Here is a 20340-nt window from a genome sequence, read left to right on the forward strand (position 1 = left end):
GAACGAACCAGACCACCCGGTCGCTGAGCGAGCGAGGAACGAACCAGACCACCCGGTCGCTGAGCGAGCGAGGAACGAGCGAGACGAAGCGCGCCGAACACGGAGCACACCGATGACCCGCCACTTCCCCGTCGTCGAGGCGACCATCGCCGAACTGCGATCCGCACTGGAGTCCGGCGCGGTGACCGCCGTCGACCTGCTCGACGCGTACCTGGCCCGCATCGAGGCGTTCGACACCCCCGACACGGCAACCGCACTCAACGCCGTGGTCGTGCGCAATCCCGACGCACGGGCCGAGGCCGCGGCATCCGATGTCCGCCGCGCCGAGGGCCGCACGCGCGGGCCGCTCGACGGCATCCCGTACACGGCGAAGGACTCGTTCCTCGCGAAGGGACTCACCGTGGCGGCCGGCTCTCCCGCGTTGGCCGACCTCGTCGCCCAGCGCGATGCGTTCTCGATCGAGCGGCTGCGCGCGGCCGGCTGCGTGCTGATCGGACTCACCAACATGCCCCCGATGGCCAACGGCGGCATGCAGCGGGGGCTGTACGGTCGCGCGGAGAGCCCGTACAACGCCGACTTCCTGACGTCGGCGTTCGGATCCGGCTCGTCGAACGGCTCGGGCACCGCCACGGCCGCGTCGTTCGCCGCCTTCGGCCTCGGCGAGGAGACCTGGTCGAGCGGCCGGGCGCCGGCGTCGAACAACGCGCTGTGCGCGTACACGCCATCGCGCGGCGTGATCTCGGTGCGGGGCAACTGGCCGCTCGTGCCCACCATGGACGTCGTCGTGCCGCACACGCGCACGATGGCCGACATGCTCGAGATCCTGGACGTGCTCGTCGCGCGCGATCCCGAGACCCGCGGCGACTTCTGGCGCGCACAGCCGTGGATCCCGATTCCGGATGCCGCGGCCACGCGTCCCCGCTCGTACCCCTCGCTCGGCTCGGAAGACACCGATGGCGCACGCGCGACGCTGGCCGGCCGGCGCTTCGGCGTGCCACGCATGTACGTCAACGCCGACCCGGAGGCCGGCACCAACCCCGACGGCGGCATCGGCGGGCCCACGGGCACGCGCATCGAGACACGCGCCTCGGTCGTCGCGCTCTGGGAGACTGCGCGCCGCGATCTCGAGTCCGCGGGCGCCGAGGTCGTGGAGGTCGACTTCCCCCTGGTGACGAACTACGAGGGGGATCGCCCCGGTGCGCCCACCATCATGACGCGGGGGCTGGTGACTCGCGAGTTCCTGCACCGTGAGATCGTCGACCTGTCGGCATGGGCGTGGGACGACTTCCTGCGGGCGAACGGCGACCCGGCGCTCGACCGGCTCGACGACGTCGACCCCGCGGCGATCTTCCCGCACCCGCCCGGCGCCCTCCCCGACCGCTACACCGGCTTCGACGACGACATCGCGACGTACCCGGCACAGGTGCGCGAGCACCGGTACGCGTCGTTCACCGACATCCCCGAGATCGAGGGCGGCGTGCGCGGGCTCGAAGAGACCCGCCGCCGGGATCTGGAGGAATGGATGTCGGACCTCGGCCTTGACGCGGTGGTGTTCCCCGCGGTCGCCGACGTCGGCCCCGCCGACATGGACGTGAACGAGGCGTCCGCCGATCTCGGCTGGCGCAACGGCGTGTGGGTCGCCAACGGCAACCTCGCCATCCGCCATCTCGGCGTGCCGACGGTCACCGTGCCGATGGGCACGATGCAGGACATCGGGATGCCGGTGGGCCTGACGATCGCCGGGCGGGCGTACAGCGACCCCGAGCTGCTCGCCTGGGCCGCCGCATTCGAGGCGCTCCGCGCGCGACGGACCGCTCCCCCGCGGACGCCCGAGCTCTGATCCGCAGCGGCCGCGCGCACCGCGGTGTTCCGGGGCAGAATCGCCAGGAAGGGTGCACCCGCGCCCCGACCCGTCCGAAGGAACAGCCATGCAGCTCCGCACCGCAGCGTCGAGCTTGCGGGACCCGGTCGCCCGGGGCCGCGAGCTCGGAACGGCGTTCGCGCCGCAGTTCCAGCGCACGGCGGCGCTGTACCTGGCGCATTTCGCCGAGCTCGGCATCCGCGCCGGTGAAGCGCGCGGCATCGCAGAGCGCAGCAGCGCCGCCCTCGCGGCGTGGGCGCCCGATCTCGCGGCCGAAGCCGACGCCATCGCCGATGCGGCGCAGCTCGACAGGTGGCGGCTCGCGGCCGTGGGCGCGCGCACGGAGGTTCTGGCGGCCGCTCCCCCGCGCACAGAGGGCGAGTGCTCCACGGCAGTGCACGTCGGCCCCGGCCAGCCCGCCGAGTCCATCCAGACGTGGGACTGGCACGACTTCCTCGTGCCCGAGGGGCTGCTCTGGACCTTCCCCTCCGCTGCCGGACTCGAGGTGAAGCTGTTCACCGAGTTCGGCACCGCCGCGAAGATCGGCGTCAACAGCGCAGGGCTGGGCCTGCACTTCAACATCCTGTCGCACGCCTCCGACTACGACTGCGGTGGAGTGCCGGTCCACGCGATCGCTCGGCGCGTGCTGGAGGAAGCGCGATCGATAGACGACGCGCGTCGCATCGCCGCGAGCGCGAGGGTGAGCGCCTCGACGGTGCTGACCGTCTTCGAGACGGACGCGGCAGGGTCACGAGCCGCCTCGCTCGAGCTCTCCCCCGCAGGGCTGGGCGTCGTCGAGCCCCAGACGGACGGCTGGCTGCTCCACACCAACCACTTCCTTGACTCCGGTCTGTCGCCCGGCGACACGGTGCCGAACGACTCGACCACGCGGGCGCGCTACGCGCACCTCGATACCGTGCGCGGGCGGCTGGCGGGCCCGGATCCGGCTGCGCGGGCACTCGCCGTCTGCGGGGGTCTGGGCGCCGACGCTCCGGTGTGCATGACTCCGGACCCCGACGTGCGCCGCGTGGACCAGTGGGCGACGCTCCTCACGATCGCCGTCGACACGGCCGGCTTCGGGCTCGACGTCTTCCCGGGCCGCCCCGACGAGGCGGCCGCCGCGGGCCTCACCCGCTTCTGACCTCCGCTTCACGTGGCACCCACGCCGAACACCGGCGCCCCGCGGCCGATTCGAGGGTCGCGAAGCGTTGCTTCACGCCCCTCGTAGGCACAACCCGTGACACCCCAACGCCCAGCACCGCGGCTCGTGGGTCACGAAGCGTCGTTTCGCGACGCACGTACCCACAACTCGTGACACGCCAACGTCGCGCGCGACAGCCCCCGCCGATTCGAGGGTCACGAAGTGGCGTCTGCCCTGCAGGTCGCCGCAACATGTGCCACCCCAACGCCGAACGCCGAAGCGGCACGGGCGAGGGCGGGCCGGAGAGGGCAGTGGAGTCCCCGCCATTGCCCATCCCGGGACCGCCCCGGCCCGACCCCGCGTCAGCGCAGGCCGGAGCGCAGGTCGTCTGGGGCGGGGCCGGTCGCCGCGACCGCGTCCGGCCGGGCGCCGGCGTCGGCGTCGGCATCCGCTCGCTCTTCGTCCTCGGGCTGCGACGGCTCGGCCGCGGCGTACGCGCCGGAGAGCTCGCGGTACGGCTTCGACACGAAGGCGAGCAGCACGACGAGGAGCAGCACGAGGCTCGCCCCGACGAACGCCAGCGCGATGCCGCGGGCCTCGCCGTCGCCGAGCAGCCAGCCGAAGGTGTCCTGACCCTGCGGCGACTCCATGTACGGGATGAGCCAGAACTGGGCGATCGGCCCGATCAGGAACGCCGAGACCGGCGCGGCGGCGGACTCCACGCTCGCCGCGAAGCCGAAGACCCGTCCCTGCTTCTCGTAGGGCACCACGCGCTGCACGATCGTCTGCTCGGAGGCCTCGGCGATCGGCATCAGCGCCATGAAGATCAGGATGCCGAGGGCGTACAGCCACCACCACTCGCGGATGGCGAAGGTCATGCCGAGCAGCGCGATGCCGATGTTGACCAGCAGCAAGGTGCGCACCGGGTTCTTGCCGAGTCCGAACTTGGCCACGAGCGCGCCGCCGATGATGAAGCCGAAGCTCGTCACACCGAGGACGACGCCCCACGCCTCGACCGAGAACAGCGTCAGCCCGTACGGGTCCATGAGGGCCATGAAGACGCCGCCGACGAGGTTGTTGAACGTCGCGAACAGGATGAGCGCGAGCAGCCCGGGCACCGCCATGACCGCGGGGACCACGCCGCGGAAGCTGAAGCCCACAGGGGCCGCGCCCTCCACGTGGACGACGCCCCGCTCGGGGATGGGCACGAACAGCAGGTGCACCAGGGCGACGCCGGTGGCCGCGATGGCGATCGCGACCGTCCACCCCATGCCGAGGAGGCCGATCGACAGCCCGGAGAAGACGCTCGTCACCATGAAGGCGATCCCCTGCACCGCGCCCACCAGGCCGTTCGCGCGGTCGCGGCGCTCGGCGGGGACGAGCAGGGTGACGGTCGTCGAGAGCGCGATGTTGCGCAGGTTCTCCACGACGCCGCCGATGAGGATGACGCCGGCGAACGCCCAGAACCACGGCCCGGTCCAGTCGAGCAGCGCGCTCTCGGGGACGGCCAGATAGATGGCGCCCGCCAGCACGTAGGCCGCGGCGGTCACGATGCTGGAGAGCAGCATGACCGCCTTCTTCTTCATGCGATCGACGATCACCCCGAAGACGACGCCGAACACGGCGACGAGCAGCATGTACGAGCCGCCGATGATCGCGGTGGCGAGCACCGACTGGGTCTCGAGGTACACCCAGAACGTGAGCGCGAACCAGAGGTAGCTGCTCGTCACGTTCGCCAGCGCAGTGTTGACGAGCACCTGGTAGAAGGCGCGCAGCGTGCGCGGACCCGGATGGGCGTGAAGATCCTCGTCGGAGGCGGCGGGCCCTGCGGGGCTCGGCTGACTCATGTCGATTCCTTAGGCGTGTTCTCGATCGGGGAGGGAGGAGCGAGGGTCTAAGCTCGATGTGGACAGTGTTCACATGCAATGTTCACACCGTACACACTCGGCCGGGAGGATGCAATGGCTTCACCCGTGCGCACCTATCATCACGGGGACCTCCGACAGGCCCTCATCGGGCAGGGACTGCAGCTGGCGCGCAGCGGCGGCCCCGGCGCCGTGACACTCCGAGAGGCGACCCGCGCCGCCGGCGTCTCCCCCAATGCGGCCTACCGGCACTTCGCCGACCGGGACGCTCTCGTGCGGGCCGTCGCCGGCGAAGCGCAGCTCGCCCTCGCCGGTGCGATCACCGCGCGCGTCGCCGCGACACCCGACCACCTCGCCCCGGCAGCCGCCACGATCGAGCGCCTGCGCCGCGTCGGGCTGGCCTACATCGACTTCGCCCGCGCGGAACCCGGCTGGTTCGAGACCGCCATCTTCGCGCAGGACGCCGATGCCGCCGGCGCCGTCGTCACGCTCGACGACGAGATCGTGGCCCCCTTCGCCCTGCTCATGGACACGCTCGACGCGATGGTGGATGCCGGAGCACTCGCGCCCGATCGGCGACCCTACGCCGAGTGGGCGTGCTGGTCGGCGGTCCACGGCTTCGCCGACATCGCCGTGCACGGCCCGCTGCGCCGGCAGCCGGCATCCGCCGTCGATGCCCTCGCGGCATCCGTCGTGGAAGCGGCGATCACGGGCGTGCGGGGCACGGCCGTGCCGCCCCCCTCGTAGACTGCGCACATGGTCGACCGTGCCGCATCCGGCGCAGCCCCGCGCTCCTCGCCGGTACGGCATGCCCTGTGGTGGGCGGCCGACTACATCTATGCCGCGCGACGTCAGTTCGCCCTGCTCTCGCTGCCCTGGTCCATCGGTCGGCCGCGGCCCATCCCGGCATCGTGGCGCAAGGGCGACCCCGCCCTTCCCGAGGTGTACCTCGTGCCCGGGGTGTACGAGCACTGGACGTTCCTCCGCCCCCTCGGCGACGCCCTGGCGGCCGAGGGTCACCGGGTGCGGGTGGTCCACGGACTCGGTGTGAACCGCCGCAGCATCCCCGACACGGCCGAGCGCCTCGAGCGCGCGCTCGCCGCCACCCCGGCGCCCGCCGCAGGGATCGTGCTCGTCGCCCACAGCAAGGGCGGACTCATCGGCAAGCACGTCCTGATCACGTCCGGGGCAGCGGTGGAGGCCGCGCAGGCGGCGGGTGCCGGAGAGGACCCGACGGATGCCGCGGCCGCCGCCGCCCCGCCCACGGCCGCCCGCCCGCTCGGACTGCTGGGACTGGTGGCGGTCGCCACACCGTTCGCCGGCGCCCGACGCGCGCGCATCTTCGTCGATCCGAGCATCCGCGCATTCCTCCCCGACGACGAGACGATCGTCATGCTCGGCCGCGAGACCTCGATCAACGGGCGCATCGTGTCGATCTTCGGGCCGTTCGACCCGCACATCCCGGAGGGCAGCGCCCTCGACGGCGCGACCAACATCGCGGTGCCCGCGGCCGGGCACTTCCGCGTGCTGGCGTCACCGGCCACGCATCGCGCAGTGGTCGACGGCATCGCACTGCTCGGGCAGCGCGACGACGGCTGAGTCCCGGCCGCGGAGTCAGACGGCGGGGCGGTGCGGCCACCAGGCCGGCAGCAGCGCGAGATAGACGCGCAGGAAGTCCTCCACGCGCGGGTGCGGATGCCGCAGCCACCCGTCGATGATCCCCACGGTGCCGTCGGCGAGGAAACGTGCGGCGGCATCCGCGACGGCCGCGTCCGAGACGCCGTCGGCGGTCAGCGGCAGCCGGATGCGTCCGTGCTCCAGCAGAAGCTCGGTGGTGCCGCGGAAGTGGCGGCTGAGCATCGCGTGCAGCGTCCCTCCCCCGTCTCCGAGCTCGCGGCGGTAGATGTCGATGTGGCGCAGGATGTGGCGGAGGACGCCTTCGGTCACCGTGGCGACGGCGGTGGCGGCATCCGATCGGTCCTTCATGAGGTCACCGCGCAGCACATCGAGCTCGGCCGTCAGGGCGGCGTCGACGAGGCCGGACGGCGAATCGGCGTGCTCGTAGAACGTCGAGCGGTGCACGCCGGCCGCGTCGGCGAGCTGCGTCACCGTGAGGCTCGAGATCGGCCGCTCGGCGGCGAGCGCCAGTGCGGCGGCGTACAGGCGGTCGCGGCTGCGCTGCTTGCGGGGATCCATGCCACCTCCGGGAATCTTTTCGACAGGTGTAGGTTAACTCATAAGTAACCGACATGTGTCGGAGAAACAACCCGGCGCCACGCGCTGACGCCGACTACGGAGGTTCATCATGGCTACGTACGATGTCGCGGAGCGTTCCGCCATCGTCACGGGCGCCGGATCCGGCATCGGCCGGGCGGTCGCCCTCACTCTCGCCGAGAACGGTGCGGCGGTGGTCGTCGCAGACGTGCGACAGGATGCCGCGGACGCGGTCGTCGCCGAGATCACGGGCGCCGGCGGCACGGCCGTCGCGTTCGTCGGCGACGTCTCCGACCCCGCGGTCGGACAGGCGGCCGTCGACGCCGCGGAGGCGCTCGCGCCCCTGCGTATCGCGGTCAACAACGCGGGCATCGGCGGCGCCGCAGCCCTCATCGGCGAGTACCCGATCGACTCGTGGCAGAAGGTCATCGAGATCAACCTGAACGCGGTGTTCTACGGCACCCGCGCGCAGGCGCCCGTGATCGCCCGCAACGGCGGCGGCTCCATCGTCAACATCTCGTCCGTGCTCGGCTCGGTCGGCATCCCGATGTCGTCGGCCTACGTCACGGCGAAGCACGGCGTCGTCGGCCTCACCAAGAACGCCGCGCTCGAGTACGGCGCGCAGGGCGTCCGCGTCAACGCGGTCGGCCCCGGCTTCATCCGCACGCCGCTCGTCGACGCCAACCTCGACGCCGACGCGCAGGCGGCGCTGGCCGCCAAGCACGCCCTCGGCCGCCTGGGTGACTCGCAGGAGGTCGCGAACCTCGTCGCCTTCCTCGCTTCGGATGCCGCGACCTTCGTCAGCGGCAGTTACCACCTCGTCGACGGCGGCTACGCCGCGCAGTAGCATCCGTCCTCCCGAACCAGCGGCCCGCGCGAACCCGAATCGCGCGGGCCGCTTCCTCGTTCGCGCCGACGGCTACGGCTGCGTCTCCTCGACCACCGCCGCCTGCTCGACGACCACCTCTTCGGTCATCACCACCGCCGCCCCACGCCACGCGCGGAGCACCTCGATGTGCCGCAGCAGGAACGCGCGCTCGTCGAGTCGCTTGCGGCGGAGCCACCCGGTGACCTCGTCGTTGCTCTTGCTCGCGTTGCACGAGCGGCACACGGGAACGACGTTCTCGAACGTGTACCGGCCGCCGCGCGAGATCGGCAGCACGCAGTCCTTCTGGAACGGACCTGCCTCGGTGCCGCAGTACGCGCACGCCGACCACGCCTCGAGCAGCGCCTCCCACTCGTCGAGGGTGAGGTCGTTGTCGGCGGCGGCCACGCGTCGCGCCCGGCGCCGCGCCGCGCGGGCCCGCCTGGTCTGACTCACCGCCATGTTCGAAGGCTACTCTCGAGCTCGTTCCGATCATGCCGACGCACCCGGGGCGGCGGAACCGGCGTCGACATCGTGTGCTCTCGGCGAGCGCACACGATCCCGGCGCGTGGAGCCTGTGATCTCGGCGAGAGCACATGAACGCCGCGCTCTGCTCCCGGTCACGGTGGGATCACAAGCCGACGAGGCGCGCGGTGAGCAACCCGAAACCACGACGTCCATCCGCGCGGGTACGTTAAGGGCGTGACCGCTCCCGTCGATGCCACCACCACGTCCGCCTGGGCCGAGCTCAGCTCCATCCGCGATTCGTTCGCCCCCGATCTGCGCGATTGGTTCGCGATCGACCCGCGCCGCGCCGAACGGCTGAGCTTCGAGCTCGCCGATCTGCACGTCGACCTGTCGAAGAACCTCGTCACCGACGAGATCCTCGCCGCCCTCGTGCGCCTCGCCGGGGAGACGGGCGTCCCCGAGCGCTACGCGGCGATGATCGCGGGCGAGCACATCAACACCACCGAGGACCGCGCGGTGCTGCACACGGCGCTCCGCCGCCCGCCGGGCGCCCAGCCCGCCCTGGTCGTCGACGGGCAGCACATCGATGACGACGTGCAGTCGGTTCTCACGGCGATGACCGCGTTCGCCGATCGCGTGCGCTCCGGCGAATGGACCGGCGCGACCGGCAAGGCGGTCACCCACATCGTCAACATCGGGATCGGCGGATCCGACCTCGGACCCGTCATGATCTCCGCGGCGCTCGAGCCCTACGCGACCGCCGGCATCGAGGCGCGGTTCGTCTCGAACATCGACCCGACCGACCTCGCCCAGAAGACGAAGGGGCTCGACCCTGAGACGACGCTGTTCATCGTCGCGTCGAAGACGTTCACCACCCTCGAGACGCTGACGAACGCGCGCCTCGCCCGCGACTGGCTCTGGGCCGGTCTCGAGGCGGCGAGCACCGTCGACGGCGCGACGACGACGCTCAGCGACGAGCAGAAGACGGATGCCGTCGCCCACCACTTCGCCGCCGTCTCGACCGCCCTCGACAAGGTCGCCGCCTTCGGCATCGACACCGACAACGCGTTCGGCTTCTGGGACTGGGTCGGCGGCCGCTACTCCGTCGACTCGGCCATCGGCCTGTCGCTCATGATCGAGCTCGGCCCCGACGTGTTCCGCGAGCTGCTCGCCGGCTTCCACGCCGTCGACGAGCACGTGCGCACGACCCCGCTCGAGCGCAACGTGCCGGTGCTGATGGGGCTCCTGAACGTCTGGTACACGAACTTCCTCGGGGCGCAGTCGCATGCGGTCCTGCCGTACGCGCAGCAGCTCAGCCGCTTCGCGGCCTACCTGCAGCAGCTGACGATGGAATCGAACGGCAAGTCCGTGCGCTGGGACGGCTCCCCGGTCACCACCGACACCGGAGAGGTGTTCTGGGGCGAGCCGGGAACCAACGGCCAGCACGCCTTCTATCAGCTGATCCATCAGGGCACCCGCCTCATCCCGGCGGACTTCATCGCGTTCGCCAATCCCGCCTACCCGCTGTCGGACGACGGACGCGACGTGCACGGGCTGTTCCTCTCGAACTTCCTTGCGCAGACGAAGGCGCTGGCGTTCGGGAAGACGGCGGAAGAGGTGGAGGCCGAGGGCACCACGGGCGCCCTCGTCGCCGCCCGCACCTTCGCCGGCAACAGGCCGACGACGTCGATCTTCGCGCCCGCGCTCACCCCGTCCGTCCTCGGCCAGCTGGTGGCCCTCTACGAGCACATCACCTTCACCCAGGGCGTGATCTGGGGCGTGAACTCCTTCGATCAGTGGGGGGTCGAGCTCGGCAAGCAGCTCGCCCTGCAGATCGCGCCGGCCATCGAGGGCGACGAGGCGGCGATCGCCGCACAGGATGCCTCGACCCGCGCTCTGCTCGCGTACTACGCCTCGCATCGCACGGTCTGACCCACGCTCCTGAAGAGGGGGAGGATGCCGGGACACCGGCATCCTCCCCCTCACTTTTTCCGCGGTCACCACCGCTTCTCGTGCCCCGGATCAGGACTTTCGGGGAAAACGCCTCCCACGATTCGTTCAGGAAAACACCGGGAGTCGTCCAGACGGCATGAGGCAGACTCGGGCACTTGTGCGCCCGACCCGAGGGTGCACGGCGCCGATACCCGCGGCGCGAAACCCGAAGGATCGTACGTTCGTCATGCATTCAGAGTCGTCATTCACTCCTGCCCGCCGCCGCCGCTTCCTCGTTCCCACCGTTGCCGCCGGCGCCGCCCTCGGCATCGCCGTGACGGCGGGCCTCACGCTCGCCTCCCCCACCCTGGCTGCCGCCGCCCCGCTCGCCGCCTCGGCGATCGCCTCCGTCGCCGCGCCCGAAGCCACCGCCGCGAGCCTGCGCGACATCCGCGCCGACGCTCAGAGCACGCTGCTCGCCGCCCGCGTCACGATGACCGAAGCCACCGCCGTGACAGGTGACATCGCGGCCACGGGGCTCGACATCGGCCTGCCGGACACCTCCATCGACACCGCCGCGCTGAACGAGGCGACCGAGCGGCTGTCGAAGCTCGACCTCGTGCCGATGCTGCTGGTGCCCGGCCTCACCGCCGACACCGCCCGTGAGACCGCCACGGCATCGGCGCGCATCGCCGAGCTGCGCGACCACCTCGATGCCGCCAAGGCGCAGAAGGCGGCCGATGACGCCGCCGCTGCCGCCGCTGCCGCCGAGGCGCAGCGCCAGGCCGAGGCCGCTGCAGCTGCCGCCGCGCTCGCGGCCGCGAACACCCCGGACGGCGCCAAGGCGACCGCACGCCAGATGGCCGCCTCCAAGTACGGCTGGGGCGACGGGCAGTTCTCGTGCCTCGAGTCGCTGTGGAACAAGGAGTCGGGCTGGAACTACCAGGCCTACAACAACAACGGCGGCGCGACCGGCATCCCGCAGTCCCTGCCCGGCAACAAGATGTCGAGTTTCGGCGCCGACTGGCAGACCAACGCGGCGACCCAGATCGCCTGGGGCCTCGACTACATCTCGCGCTCGTACGGCTCGCCGTGCGCCGCGTGGGGCCACTCGCAGTCCGTCAACTGGTACTGAGCAGCCACAGCGCCGGCCGCTCAGCGAGCGCGGGCGCATGAGATGAGGCGGGATGCCGCGCCCCGGCCGCAGTCGCGGGGCACGGCATCCCGTCGTCATTCCCGGCTGACGCCAGGTCCGTACAGCTCGGCGATCTTCTGGGACGTGGCCCAGCCGTCGTACGCGGGAGTCTTCGGCCACCCCTCCGGCGAGTCCTGCCAGTCCTCCTGACGGCCATAGGGCAACAGGTCGATGAGCGGGAACGTGTGGCTCAGCTGCTCCGTGCCGCGACCGTTGGTGTGCCAGGTGCGGTACACCGTGTCACCGTCGCGGAGGAAGACGTTCACGGCGAAGCCGCCTCCGGCGGGGGCATCCATGTCGGCACCGAACGGGCTGTCGGCCGTCGAGTACCACTCCATGCGATTGCCGACCTTCTCGCGGTACGCCAGCGCCTCGTCGATCGGACCCTGGGTCACGATCACGAAGCGGGCGTCGTACGGCTCGAGGAAGCCGAGCCGCGTGTACTGCGACGTCAGACCGGTGCAGCCGGAACACTGCCAGTCCTTGCCCTCGAACCACATGTGGTTGTAGACGATGAGCTGCGAGCGACCCTCGAAGACGTCGGCCAGGCGCACCGGCCCGTCCTTGCCGACGAGCGTGTACTCCGGCAGCTCCACCATGGGCAGCCGTCGCCGCTGAGCAGCGATCGCGTCGAGTTCTCTCGTCGCCGCCTTCTCACGGATGCGGAGCTCGTCGAGCTCACGACGCCACCTCTCGGCGTCGACGACGGGCGGAAGGGCGTGCTGGGTCGTGCTCTGCATCGGAACCTCCGAGTGTGCGGGTGCGTATGTTCACACTGTACACATTTGGATGCCGCGGTCAAGGGCTCCGCTCGTCAGTGCGCGGCGACCGGGTGGGTCGCCCGCCGCCGGGGCAGCAATCTCCGCGCGATCCTCGACATCCTCGAAGCGCTTCGATACCGTACGAGCAGTCAACTCAACGCGAACGGTCGAAGTGGACCGTCACCGAACACAACAGGAGTGCTCATCGTGAGATTCAGACGTTCAGCGGTCGGACTCGTCGTCGCGACCGGCGTCGTCGTCCCGCTCGCCGTCGCGGCGCCCGCGACCGCGGCACCGGACCGCGCGGCGACGCAGGCTGCGGCAGACGCCCCCGCCTACGAATGGTCGAACGCGGCCATCTCGGGCGGCGGGTACGTGCCGGGCATCGTCTACAACCAGACGGAGCCGGGACTCGTCTACGCACGCACCGACATCGGCGGCGCGTACCGACTGGACCGGACCACCGACGAGTGGGTGCCCCTGCTCGACCACGTCGGCTGGGACGACTGGAACCGGCTCGGCGTGCTCAGCCTGGCCACGGACCCGGTGGACACCAGCCGCGTCTACGTCGCCACCGGCATGTACACGAACGAGTGGGATCCGGACAACGGCGCCATTCTCCGCTCGCAGGACTACGGCGCCACCTGGGACGCTTCCCCGCTGCCCTTCAAGGTCGGCGGCAACATGCCGGGACGCGGCATCGGGGAGCGCCTCCAGGTCGACCCGAGCGACAACGACGTGCTCTACTACGGGGCCGAGTCCGGCCAGGGCCTCTGGCGCTCGACCGACGCGGGCGTGACGTTCTCGCGGGTGGACGCGTTCCCCAACGTGGGCGACTTCGTGCCCGACGCAGGCTCGGGCAACTCCTACCTGATGCAGAACCTCGGGGTGCTGTGGACCGCTTTCGACACCACGGCAACCCCTGCCGGTGAACCGACGAAGACGATCTTCACCGCGGTCGCAGACACGGACGACATCCTCTACCGCTCCGACGACGCGGGCGCCACATGGGGTCCCGTGGCCGGCGCGCCGAAGGGCTTCCTTCCGCACCACGGCGTGATCGACGAGGCCGGCGGATTCCTGTACCTGACGACGAGCAGCGCGTCGGGCCCGTACGACGGGCCGGACGGCGAGGTGTGGCGCTATGGCCTCGACGACGGGTCGTGGACGAACATCACACCGGCGTACCGCCCGGTGGGCGTGGACTTCGGCTTCGGCGGCCTCACGGTGGACAAGAGCGACCCCGACACGATCATGGTCGCGTCGCAGATCCAGTGGTGGCCCGACATCCTGATCTTCCGCTCGACCGACCGCGGCGCCACGTGGAGCCCGATCTGGGAGTACGCGTATCCCCCCGAGGGCGGCACGACGTTCCTGTCCCGCTACGAGCAGTCGGTCGACGAGGTGCCGTGGCTGACCTTCGGCAAGGACGCCGCACCCCCGGTGCCGTGGTCGGAGCCCTCCCCCAAGCTCGGCTGGATGGTGTCGGCCCTCGAGATCGACCCGTTCGACTCCGACGAGCTGATGTACGGCACCGGCGCGACCATCTACCGCAGCGACGACCTCACCGCATGGGATCAGCCGGGCGGCATGATCCATCTGACGCCCGAGGCGTTCGGCATCGAAGAGACGGCGATCCAGGACCTCGTCGCCCCCGCCGGCGATGTCGACCTCGTGTCGGCGATGCTGGATCTCGGCGGCTTCGTGCACGACGACCTGGACGCTGTTCCGCAGAGCTTCCGTGCTCCGTACTTCGGCGGAGGGACGAGCGTGGACGCCGCGGGGCTCGTGCCCGATGTCGTCGTGCGCGCCGGCACCGACGGCGGCGGTGGACGCGTGGTCGCGGCCTCCACCGAGTCCGGCGTCTCGTGGACGACGTCTCCTCCAGCCGACGGCGCGACAGGATCGGGCACCGTCACCGTCAACGCCGACGGTTCCGGCATCGTGTGGGCGCCCGACGGCGCGGCCGTGCGGCACTCCTCGGACGGCGGCGTCACGTTCACCGACGTCGCCGGGCTGGCGGCGGGCGCGCGTGTGGAGAGCGACCGCGTCGACCCGTCGCGCGTATACGCCTTCGCGGGCGGGGTGTTCTTCCGCTCGGAGGACGCGGGGGCGCAGTTCGCCGCCGTGTCGTCGGGCACCCTTCCGGACGAGGGCCCGGTGCGCTTCGGTGCCACGCCCGGCGCGATCGGCGATCTGTGGCTCGCCGGCGGGTCCGATGAGGGCGGCGTGTATGGACTGTGGCACTCGACCGACGGCGGCTCGACCTGGACTGCGGTCGAGGGCTTCGACGAAGCCGACGCCGTCGGCTTCGGCAAGGCGGCACCCGGGGCGACCAGCCCGGCGGTCTACACGGCTGCCTCGCGCGACGGCGTGCGCGGCGTCTACCGCTCGATCGACGGTGGAGCGTCGTGGACGCGCATCAACGACGACGCGCACGAGTGGGGCTGGATCGGAGCCGACATCGAGGGCGACCCCGACGTGTTCGGCCGCGTCTACCTGGCGACGAACGGCCGCGGCATCGTGGTCGGAGACGACACGTCAGCGGCGTCTACGGATGAGTGGTCGTCGAGCGCCGTGTACGACGAGGGCGACGTGGTGAGCTCCGGGGGCGCGGTGTGGGTCGCGTCGTGGTGGACGCAGGGGCAGCGACCTGGCGCCAAGAAGAACGGCCCGTGGCAGGAGATCGCCGCGACCCCGACCGGTGTCGCGGTCTGGACCGCGTCGCGCATCTTCGACACCGGAGACGTCGTGTCGTCCGGCGGCAGCCTCTGGCGCGCGAAGTGGTGGTCGCGCGGCGACGAGCCCGGGTCGTCGAAGCACGGCCCTTGGGATCGCATCGGGTGAGCAGCCTCAGCTGATGAGACCGGATGCCGCGGGGCACCTGTGCCCCGCGGCATCCGGTGTCGGTCGTTGTGGCTAGCATTTCGGCCATGGTTGCCCATGCCGACAAGCCCGAGTTGCACGTGGACACGGTTGCGGAGTGGGAGAACTGGCTGGAGTCCACTCCCGACCCCGCCGGAGTCCGCCTGCGTCTCCGCAAGACGGCGACGACCAGACCGGGGATCACGTACGCCGAGGCGCTCGACGTCGCACTGTGCTTCGGGTGGATCGACGGGCAGAAGCAGGCTCTCGACGCCGACTACTTCCTTCAGGCCTTCACGCCCCGGCGACCGCGCAGCATCTGGTCGAAGGTCAACATCGCGCACGCGGCGCGGTTGATCGAGTCGGGCCGCATGCGTCCCGAAGGCCAGCGGGAGATCGATCGCGCGAAGGCGGACGGACGATGGGATGCCGCCTACCGGCAGCGCGACGGCGACATCCCGGTCGAGCTCAAGACGCTCCTCGACGCCGACCCTGGTCTCGCCGCCGCCTTCGCCGCGCAGTCGGCGCAGAACCGGTTCGCGATGAGCTTCCGCGTCGGCAACCTCAAGCGACCCGAGTCGCGCGCCGCGCGCGCCGCCGAGTACGCCGAGATGCTCAAGCGGGGCGAATCGATCTACTGACGCGTCCCGCCCGGACGCGCCACGGCCCTCTCATCGACGCGCCCGGTCGCGCCTCCGGGGGCCCGAAACGACGCTCAGGAAACTCATCACAAAAAGATAACGGCAGACACTTCCCTTCGTTACCTCGCCGTTATAGAGTGCTTGCACGGTAGTTGTTTTGCTGTGGCAGCTACCGGCATGTGATTGCAGGACACTCTTGGTGCAAGGGACAAGGGCCGGTCGGTAGCCTCTCCGACCGGCCCTTACTCTTGCCATCGGCGAATGCCTCGATCAGCCCACGAACAAGGGCCGGTCGGAGCATCCCGACCGGCCCTCGCTCATTCTCGAGCTGCTAGTGGTTCACCGCCTTCTCGGCGCCGATGCCCGTCAGCGAGCGCACCTCCATCTCGGACTGCTTCGCCGGGTCTTCCGGCGTCTTGTCCAGCACGCTCACGATCCAGCCCAGCAGGAACGCGAGGGGGATCGAGATGATGCCCGGGTTCGACAGCGGGAACCAGGCGAAGTCGATCGCCTCGGTCTTGAGCATCGACGTCTCGGAGCCCGACACCACCGGCGAGAAGATGATGAGCAGGATCGCCGAGGCGAGACCGCCGTACATGCTCCACAGGGCGCCCTTCGTCGTGAAGCGCTTCCAGAAGAGCGAGTACACGATCGTCGGGAGGTTCGCCGACGCCGCGACCGCGAACGCCAGGGCGACGAGGAACGCGACGTTCTGTCCGTTCGCGCCGATGCCGCCGATGATCGCGACGATGCCGATGATGACGACCGTGCGGCGCGCGACCTTGACCTCGGCGCCCGGTTCGGGCTTGCCCTTCTTCACGACCGACGCATAGATGTCGTGCGCGAACGAGGCTGCCGCCGTGATCGTGAGGCCCGCCACGACCGCGAGGATCGTGGCGAACGCGATCGCCGAGATGAGGCCGAGCAGCAGCGGACCGCCGAGCGAGAACGCGAGCAGGGGTGCTGCCGAGTTCGGGCCACCCGGTGCCGCGGCGATGACCGCCGGACCGACGAGCGCCGCCGCGCCGTAACCGAGCACGAGCGTGAAGACGTAGAAGATGCCGATCAGCCAGATGGCCCAGACCACCGATTTGCGAGCCTCTTTCGCCGTGGGCACCGTGTAGAACCGCATGAGCACGTGGGGCAGCGCGGCCGTGCCGAGCACGAGGGCGAGCCCGAGAGACAGGAAGTCGATCTTCGCGACCTCCGAGACGCCGTACTTCATGCCGGGTTCGAGGATCGCCGGGTTCTCTGCGACGGCGACAGCCTTGTCGAGCAGCGCCGAGAAGTCGAACCCGTTCAGCGCGAGCACCCACACCGTCATCACGCCGGCGCCGGCGATGAGCAGCACCGCCTTGATGATCTGCACCCAGGTGGTGCCCTTCATCCCGCCGATGAGCACGTAGAGGATCATCAGCGCACCCACCACTGTGATCACGACCGCCTGACCGAGCTGGTCACCCACGCCGAGGAGCAGCGAGACCAGACCGCCGGCGCCCGACATCTGCGCGAGCAGGTAGAAGAAGCAGACGACGAGCGTCGTCGTGGCCGCCGCGATGCGCACCGGCCGCTGCTTGAGACGGAACGACAGCACGTCGGCCATCGTGAACTTTCCGGTGTTGCGCAGCAGCTCGGCGACGAGCAGAAGCGCCACCAGCCAGGCCACCAGGAACCCGATGGAGTACAGGAATCCGTCGTACCCCGTCATCGCGATCGCGCCGACGATCCCGAGGAACGATGCCGCCGACAGATAGTCGCCCGCGATGGCCGAACCGTTCTGGCCGCCTGTGAAGGAACGCCCGGCGGCGTAGTAGTCGGCGGCGGTCTTGTTGTTCCGGCTCGCGCGGAACACGATGACCATCGTGACGGCGACGAAGGCCCCGAAGATGGCGATGTTGAGCCAAGGCTCGCCGGGCGATGTGCTCGCCGCTGCGAAGTACCGCATCAGCGTGACTCCTCGTTCGTGAAGGTGCCGTTCTGGAAGGTGCCGTCCTCGATCCCGTCGCGGATCTCCGCGGCGAGGGGGTCGAGACGGCGGTTGGCGTAGTGGACGTACCAGGTGGTCACGGCGAAGGTGGTGACCACCTGAGCCATGCCCAGCACCATCCCGAGGTTGACGCTGCCGAAGACCGGCGTCGCCATGAAGTCGTGCGCGTAGGTCGCGAGCAGCACGTACGCGAAGTACCAGACGAGACACGCGCCCAGCACGGGGAAGACGAAGCTCCGGTGCGTGCGTCGTAGTCGTTGGAACTCCGTTGATGATTGGACCGCGCCGTAGTCGACCTCTGCGAGGTCCGTGGCGGCGCGCGGGGCTTCGTTGCCCATGGCGTCTCTCCTTCGAGGGGGGTTCGGCGCGCCCGTCAGGCCGCGCCGCTGCGTTGACAGTGGCACCATGCTCGCGCTCGGCCGGGTGTGCGGGGGAGGCGTGCCGCTCGTCGTCGGTGAACGGCGTCCACGGTGCGACGAACGGCGGATCGACGACGACGAACGACGGCTACGCTGGCCTGCATGCCCGAGTCGATGCTGCTCGCCGCTGCCGCCGGCGTCGTCGCCGGGGCACTCGCGGTCGGCGTGGTCGTCCTACTGCGGCGCATCGTCGTCACGTCGAAGGACCTCGGGACCGATGTCGAGCAGGCGACGTACCAGACGCTCCACCTCGCCAGCAGGGCTGCCAAGCACCTGCGCGGCGGTGTCGCCGAAGGCGACGCGACACGGGCGGGGCGGCATCTCCGCGCACTTCTGGGCTGCGAGTCGCTCGCCCTCGTCGACCGAGCCGGCCATGTGACGGTCGAGGGAGACGACGCCGTGCGTGCCGTCGCCGGTCGGCTGGCCGCCGAGGCGCGCACCTCCGGACGGTCGCAGCTGCAGCGTCGCACCCGCATCGGAGAACGGGAGATGGATGCCGTGGCAGCGCCGATCCTCGCGGGTGGCGCGCCCGCCGGGGCCATCGTCGCCTTCGCCCCCCGCGCGCGGGCCGGCCTCGTGCGCGCGACGGGAGAGGTGGCGGACTGGGTCGCGGCCCAGGTCGAGCTCGGCGAGCTCGACGCCTCGAGAGCGGCGCTCGCCGAAGCGGAGGTGCGCGCGCTGCGCGCGCAGATCAGCCCTCACTTCATCTACAACTCCCTGAATGCGATCGCCTCGTTCATCAACACCGACCCGGCGAAGGCGCGCGAGCTCGTGCTCGAATTCGCCGACTTCACGCGGTACTCCTTCCGACGGCACGGGGACTTCACGACGGTCGCCGAGGAGTTGCGCTCGATCGACAGCTATCTGAAGCTCGAGCGCGCGCGATTCGGCGACCGGCTGAAGGTCACACTGCAGATCGCGCCGGAGGTCCTCTCGACAGTCGTGCCGTTCCTGTCGATCCAGCCGCTCGTCGAGAACGCGGTGCGGCACGGGCTCGAGGGCAAGGAGGGCGGCGGGCGCATCACGATCGAGGCCTCCGATCAGGGGGCCTTCGCCGAGATCAGCGTCGAGGACGACGGCGTCGGCATCGACCCTGCCGCACTGGAGCGCGCGCTCGCCGGCGGCGCACCGGGCGAGCATGTCGGGCTGCGCAACGTGGACGCGCGCCTGCGGCAGGTGTACGGCGACGAGAACGGACTGGTCGTCGAGACGAACGTGGGCGCCGGCACCCTGGTGCGGATGCGGGTGCCGAAGTCGCAGCCGGGTCGCATGACGGCACCGTCCGGCCCGGATCGGGCGCCGGCGACGACCTCTCCCGTGCACGCGGAGGGGCGGCACCCATGATCTCCGCGCTCATCGCCGACGACGAGCAGCCCGCGATCGACGAGCTGGCGTTCCTTCTGAGGCAGGACCCTCGCATCGGCACCATCCACCAGGCGTCGTCGGGTGCCGAGGCGATCCGACTGCTCACGCGCGAGCCCGTCGACGCCGCGTTCCTCGACATCCACATGCCCGGTCTCACCGGTTTCGATCTCGCCCGCGCCCTGCAGCGGTTCGAGCGCCGGCCGGCGCTGGTCTTCGTGACGGCCGACGAGGACAGCGCGCTCGAGGCGTTCGACCTGGCCGCGGTCGACTACCTGCTCAAGCCCGTGCGCACCGAGCGGCTGCACCGCTCGATCACGCGCATCGTCGAGGCGATGAAGGCCCAGGCCGCACCCGCGACGGATGCCGCGGCATCCGCGCAGCCCGAGATGATCGCCGTCACCCTGGGCGGCACGACGCGCATGATCCGTCGAGACGAGGTGCGCTATGTGCAGGCGCAGGGCGACTATGCGCGCCTGCACACCGAGGAGGCGAGCTACCTGGTGCGCGTGCCGCTGTCGGACCTCGAACGGCAGTGGTCCGACGCATTCGTGCGCATCCACCGGTCGTACCTCGTCGCCATACCGCACCTCGCTCGCCTTCGGCTCGGCGGCGACCACCCGAGCGTCGTCGTCGGCGGCGCCGAGCTGCCGGTGAGCAGGCGCCTTCTGCCCACGCTGCGCGAGCGGCTCGAGTCGACGACGCTCCGGCCACGAAGGTGGTGTCGAGCTCGGGCACGAGCGCGATCGCGAGCACGAACAGGG

At 70.7% G+C, this 20340-nt stretch carries 17 protein-coding genes; 11 read left to right on the top strand and 6 right to left on the bottom strand.

Going from position 1 to position 20340, the window contains the following annotated elements:
* Positions 1-112: 112 nt before the first annotated feature.
* On the top strand, positions 113-1840 hold the full coding sequence (locus ACI3KY_RS14925) for an amidase (RefSeq protein ID WP_404930942.1): 1728 nt from the start codon (positions 113-115) through the stop codon (positions 1838-1840).
* Between the two features lie 88 nt (positions 1841-1928).
* Complete coding sequence (locus tag ACI3KY_RS14930) at positions 1929-3002, top strand: C45 family autoproteolytic acyltransferase/hydolase (protein WP_404930943.1); 1074 nt, start codon at positions 1929-1931, stop codon at positions 3000-3002.
* A gap of 362 nt (positions 3003-3364) precedes the next feature.
* Here ACI3KY_RS14930 and ACI3KY_RS14935 read toward each other — a convergent pair whose 3' ends face one another.
* Positions 3365-4849, bottom strand: coding sequence for an MFS transporter (locus ACI3KY_RS14935; protein WP_404930944.1), 1485 nt, complete (start codon positions 4847-4849; stop codon positions 3365-3367).
* A gap of 114 nt (positions 4850-4963) precedes the next feature.
* On the opposite strand from ACI3KY_RS14935, the gene ACI3KY_RS14940 reads away from it, so the two are divergent.
* Together ACI3KY_RS14940 and ACI3KY_RS14945 are read left to right on the top strand one after the other, a co-directional pair.
* Positions 4964-5614, top strand: a complete 651-nt coding sequence (locus ACI3KY_RS14940; protein ID WP_404930945.1) for a TetR/AcrR family transcriptional regulator — start codon at positions 4964-4966, stop codon at positions 5612-5614.
* A gap of 9 nt (positions 5615-5623) precedes the next feature.
* Positions 5624-6466, top strand: coding sequence for an esterase/lipase family protein (locus ACI3KY_RS14945; protein WP_404930946.1), 843 nt, complete (start codon positions 5624-5626; stop codon positions 6464-6466).
* 15 nt (positions 6467-6481) lie between these two features.
* Here the strand turns inward: ACI3KY_RS14945 and ACI3KY_RS14950 are convergent, their stop codons facing one another.
* Positions 6482-7063 carry a TetR/AcrR family transcriptional regulator gene (locus ACI3KY_RS14950; protein ID WP_404930947.1) on the bottom strand — a complete coding sequence of 194 codons (582 nt, stop codon included), beginning with the start codon at positions 7061-7063 and terminating at the stop codon, positions 6482-6484.
* Between the two features lie 109 nt (positions 7064-7172).
* On the opposite strand from ACI3KY_RS14950, the gene ACI3KY_RS14955 reads away from it, so the two are divergent.
* Positions 7173-7928 (top strand): SDR family NAD(P)-dependent oxidoreductase, encoded by a 756-nt coding sequence (locus tag ACI3KY_RS14955; protein ID WP_404930948.1) that lies wholly within the window; start codon positions 7173-7175, stop codon positions 7926-7928.
* A gap of 72 nt (positions 7929-8000) precedes the next feature.
* On the opposite strand, the gene ACI3KY_RS14960 is transcribed toward ACI3KY_RS14955, so the two are convergent.
* Positions 8001-8408, bottom strand: coding sequence for an HNH endonuclease (locus tag ACI3KY_RS14960; RefSeq protein WP_404930949.1), 408 nt, complete (start codon positions 8406-8408; stop codon positions 8001-8003).
* A 240-nt stretch (positions 8409-8648) separates the two neighbouring features.
* Here ACI3KY_RS14960 and pgi point away from each other — a divergent pair, with 240 nt between their 5' ends.
* Together pgi and ACI3KY_RS14970 are read left to right on the top strand one after the other, a co-directional pair.
* Positions 8649-10346: a glucose-6-phosphate isomerase gene (pgi, locus tag ACI3KY_RS14965; protein WP_404930950.1), complete on the top strand. Its 1698-nt coding sequence runs from the start codon at positions 8649-8651 to the stop codon at positions 10344-10346.
* Positions 10347-10593: 247 nt separating this feature from the next.
* Complete coding sequence (locus ACI3KY_RS14970; protein WP_404930951.1) at positions 10594-11481, top strand: phospholipase; 888 nt, start codon at positions 10594-10596, stop codon at positions 11479-11481.
* A 95-nt stretch (positions 11482-11576) separates the two neighbouring features.
* On the opposite strand, the gene ACI3KY_RS14975 is transcribed toward ACI3KY_RS14970, so the two are convergent.
* Entirely contained in the window at positions 11577-12281 is a 705-nt protein-coding gene (locus tag ACI3KY_RS14975; RefSeq protein ID WP_404930952.1) for a DUF899 domain-containing protein, read from the bottom strand.
* A 228-nt stretch (positions 12282-12509) separates the two neighbouring features.
* On the opposite strand from ACI3KY_RS14975, the gene ACI3KY_RS14980 reads away from it, so the two are divergent.
* Positions 12510-15149 carry a carbohydrate-binding protein gene (locus ACI3KY_RS14980; protein WP_404930953.1) on the top strand — a complete coding sequence of 880 codons (2640 nt, stop codon included), beginning with the start codon at positions 12510-12512 and terminating at the stop codon, positions 15147-15149.
* 86 nt (positions 15150-15235) lie between these two features.
* Positions 15236-15808 (top strand): YdeI family protein, encoded by a 573-nt coding sequence (locus ACI3KY_RS14985; protein ID WP_404930954.1) that lies wholly within the window; start codon positions 15236-15238, stop codon positions 15806-15808.
* Between the two features lie 331 nt (positions 15809-16139).
* Here the strand turns inward: ACI3KY_RS14985 and ACI3KY_RS14990 are convergent, their stop codons facing one another.
* Both ACI3KY_RS14990 and ACI3KY_RS14995 read right to left on the bottom strand, forming a co-directional pair.
* The gene (locus ACI3KY_RS14990) at positions 16140-17753 is read right to left on the bottom strand and encodes a cation acetate symporter (protein WP_404930955.1); all 1614 of its coding nucleotides are present in this window, start codon (positions 17751-17753) and stop codon (positions 16140-16142) included.
* Entirely contained in the window at positions 17753-18133 is a 381-nt protein-coding gene (locus tag ACI3KY_RS14995) for a DUF485 domain-containing protein (RefSeq protein ID WP_404930956.1), read from the bottom strand. The genes ACI3KY_RS14990 and ACI3KY_RS14995 overlap by 1 nt, the downstream gene beginning before the upstream one ends.
* A gap of 183 nt (positions 18134-18316) precedes the next feature.
* Between ACI3KY_RS14995 and ACI3KY_RS15000 the strand changes: the two genes are divergently transcribed.
* Together ACI3KY_RS15000 and ACI3KY_RS15005 are read left to right on the top strand one after the other, a co-directional pair.
* Positions 18317-19558 (top strand): sensor histidine kinase, encoded by a 1242-nt coding sequence (locus tag ACI3KY_RS15000; protein ID WP_404930957.1) that lies wholly within the window; start codon positions 18317-18319, stop codon positions 19556-19558.
* The coding region (locus tag ACI3KY_RS15005) for a LytR/AlgR family response regulator transcription factor (RefSeq protein ID WP_404930958.1) at positions 19555-20340 on the top strand (786 nt) is incomplete at its 3' end. The genes ACI3KY_RS15000 and ACI3KY_RS15005, both read left to right, overlap by 4 nt.

It is taken from the genome of Microbacterium sp. ZW T2_14 (genome assembly GCF_044987405.1).
Taxonomy (GTDB): Bacteria; Actinomycetota; Actinomycetes; order Actinomycetales; family Microbacteriaceae; genus Microbacterium.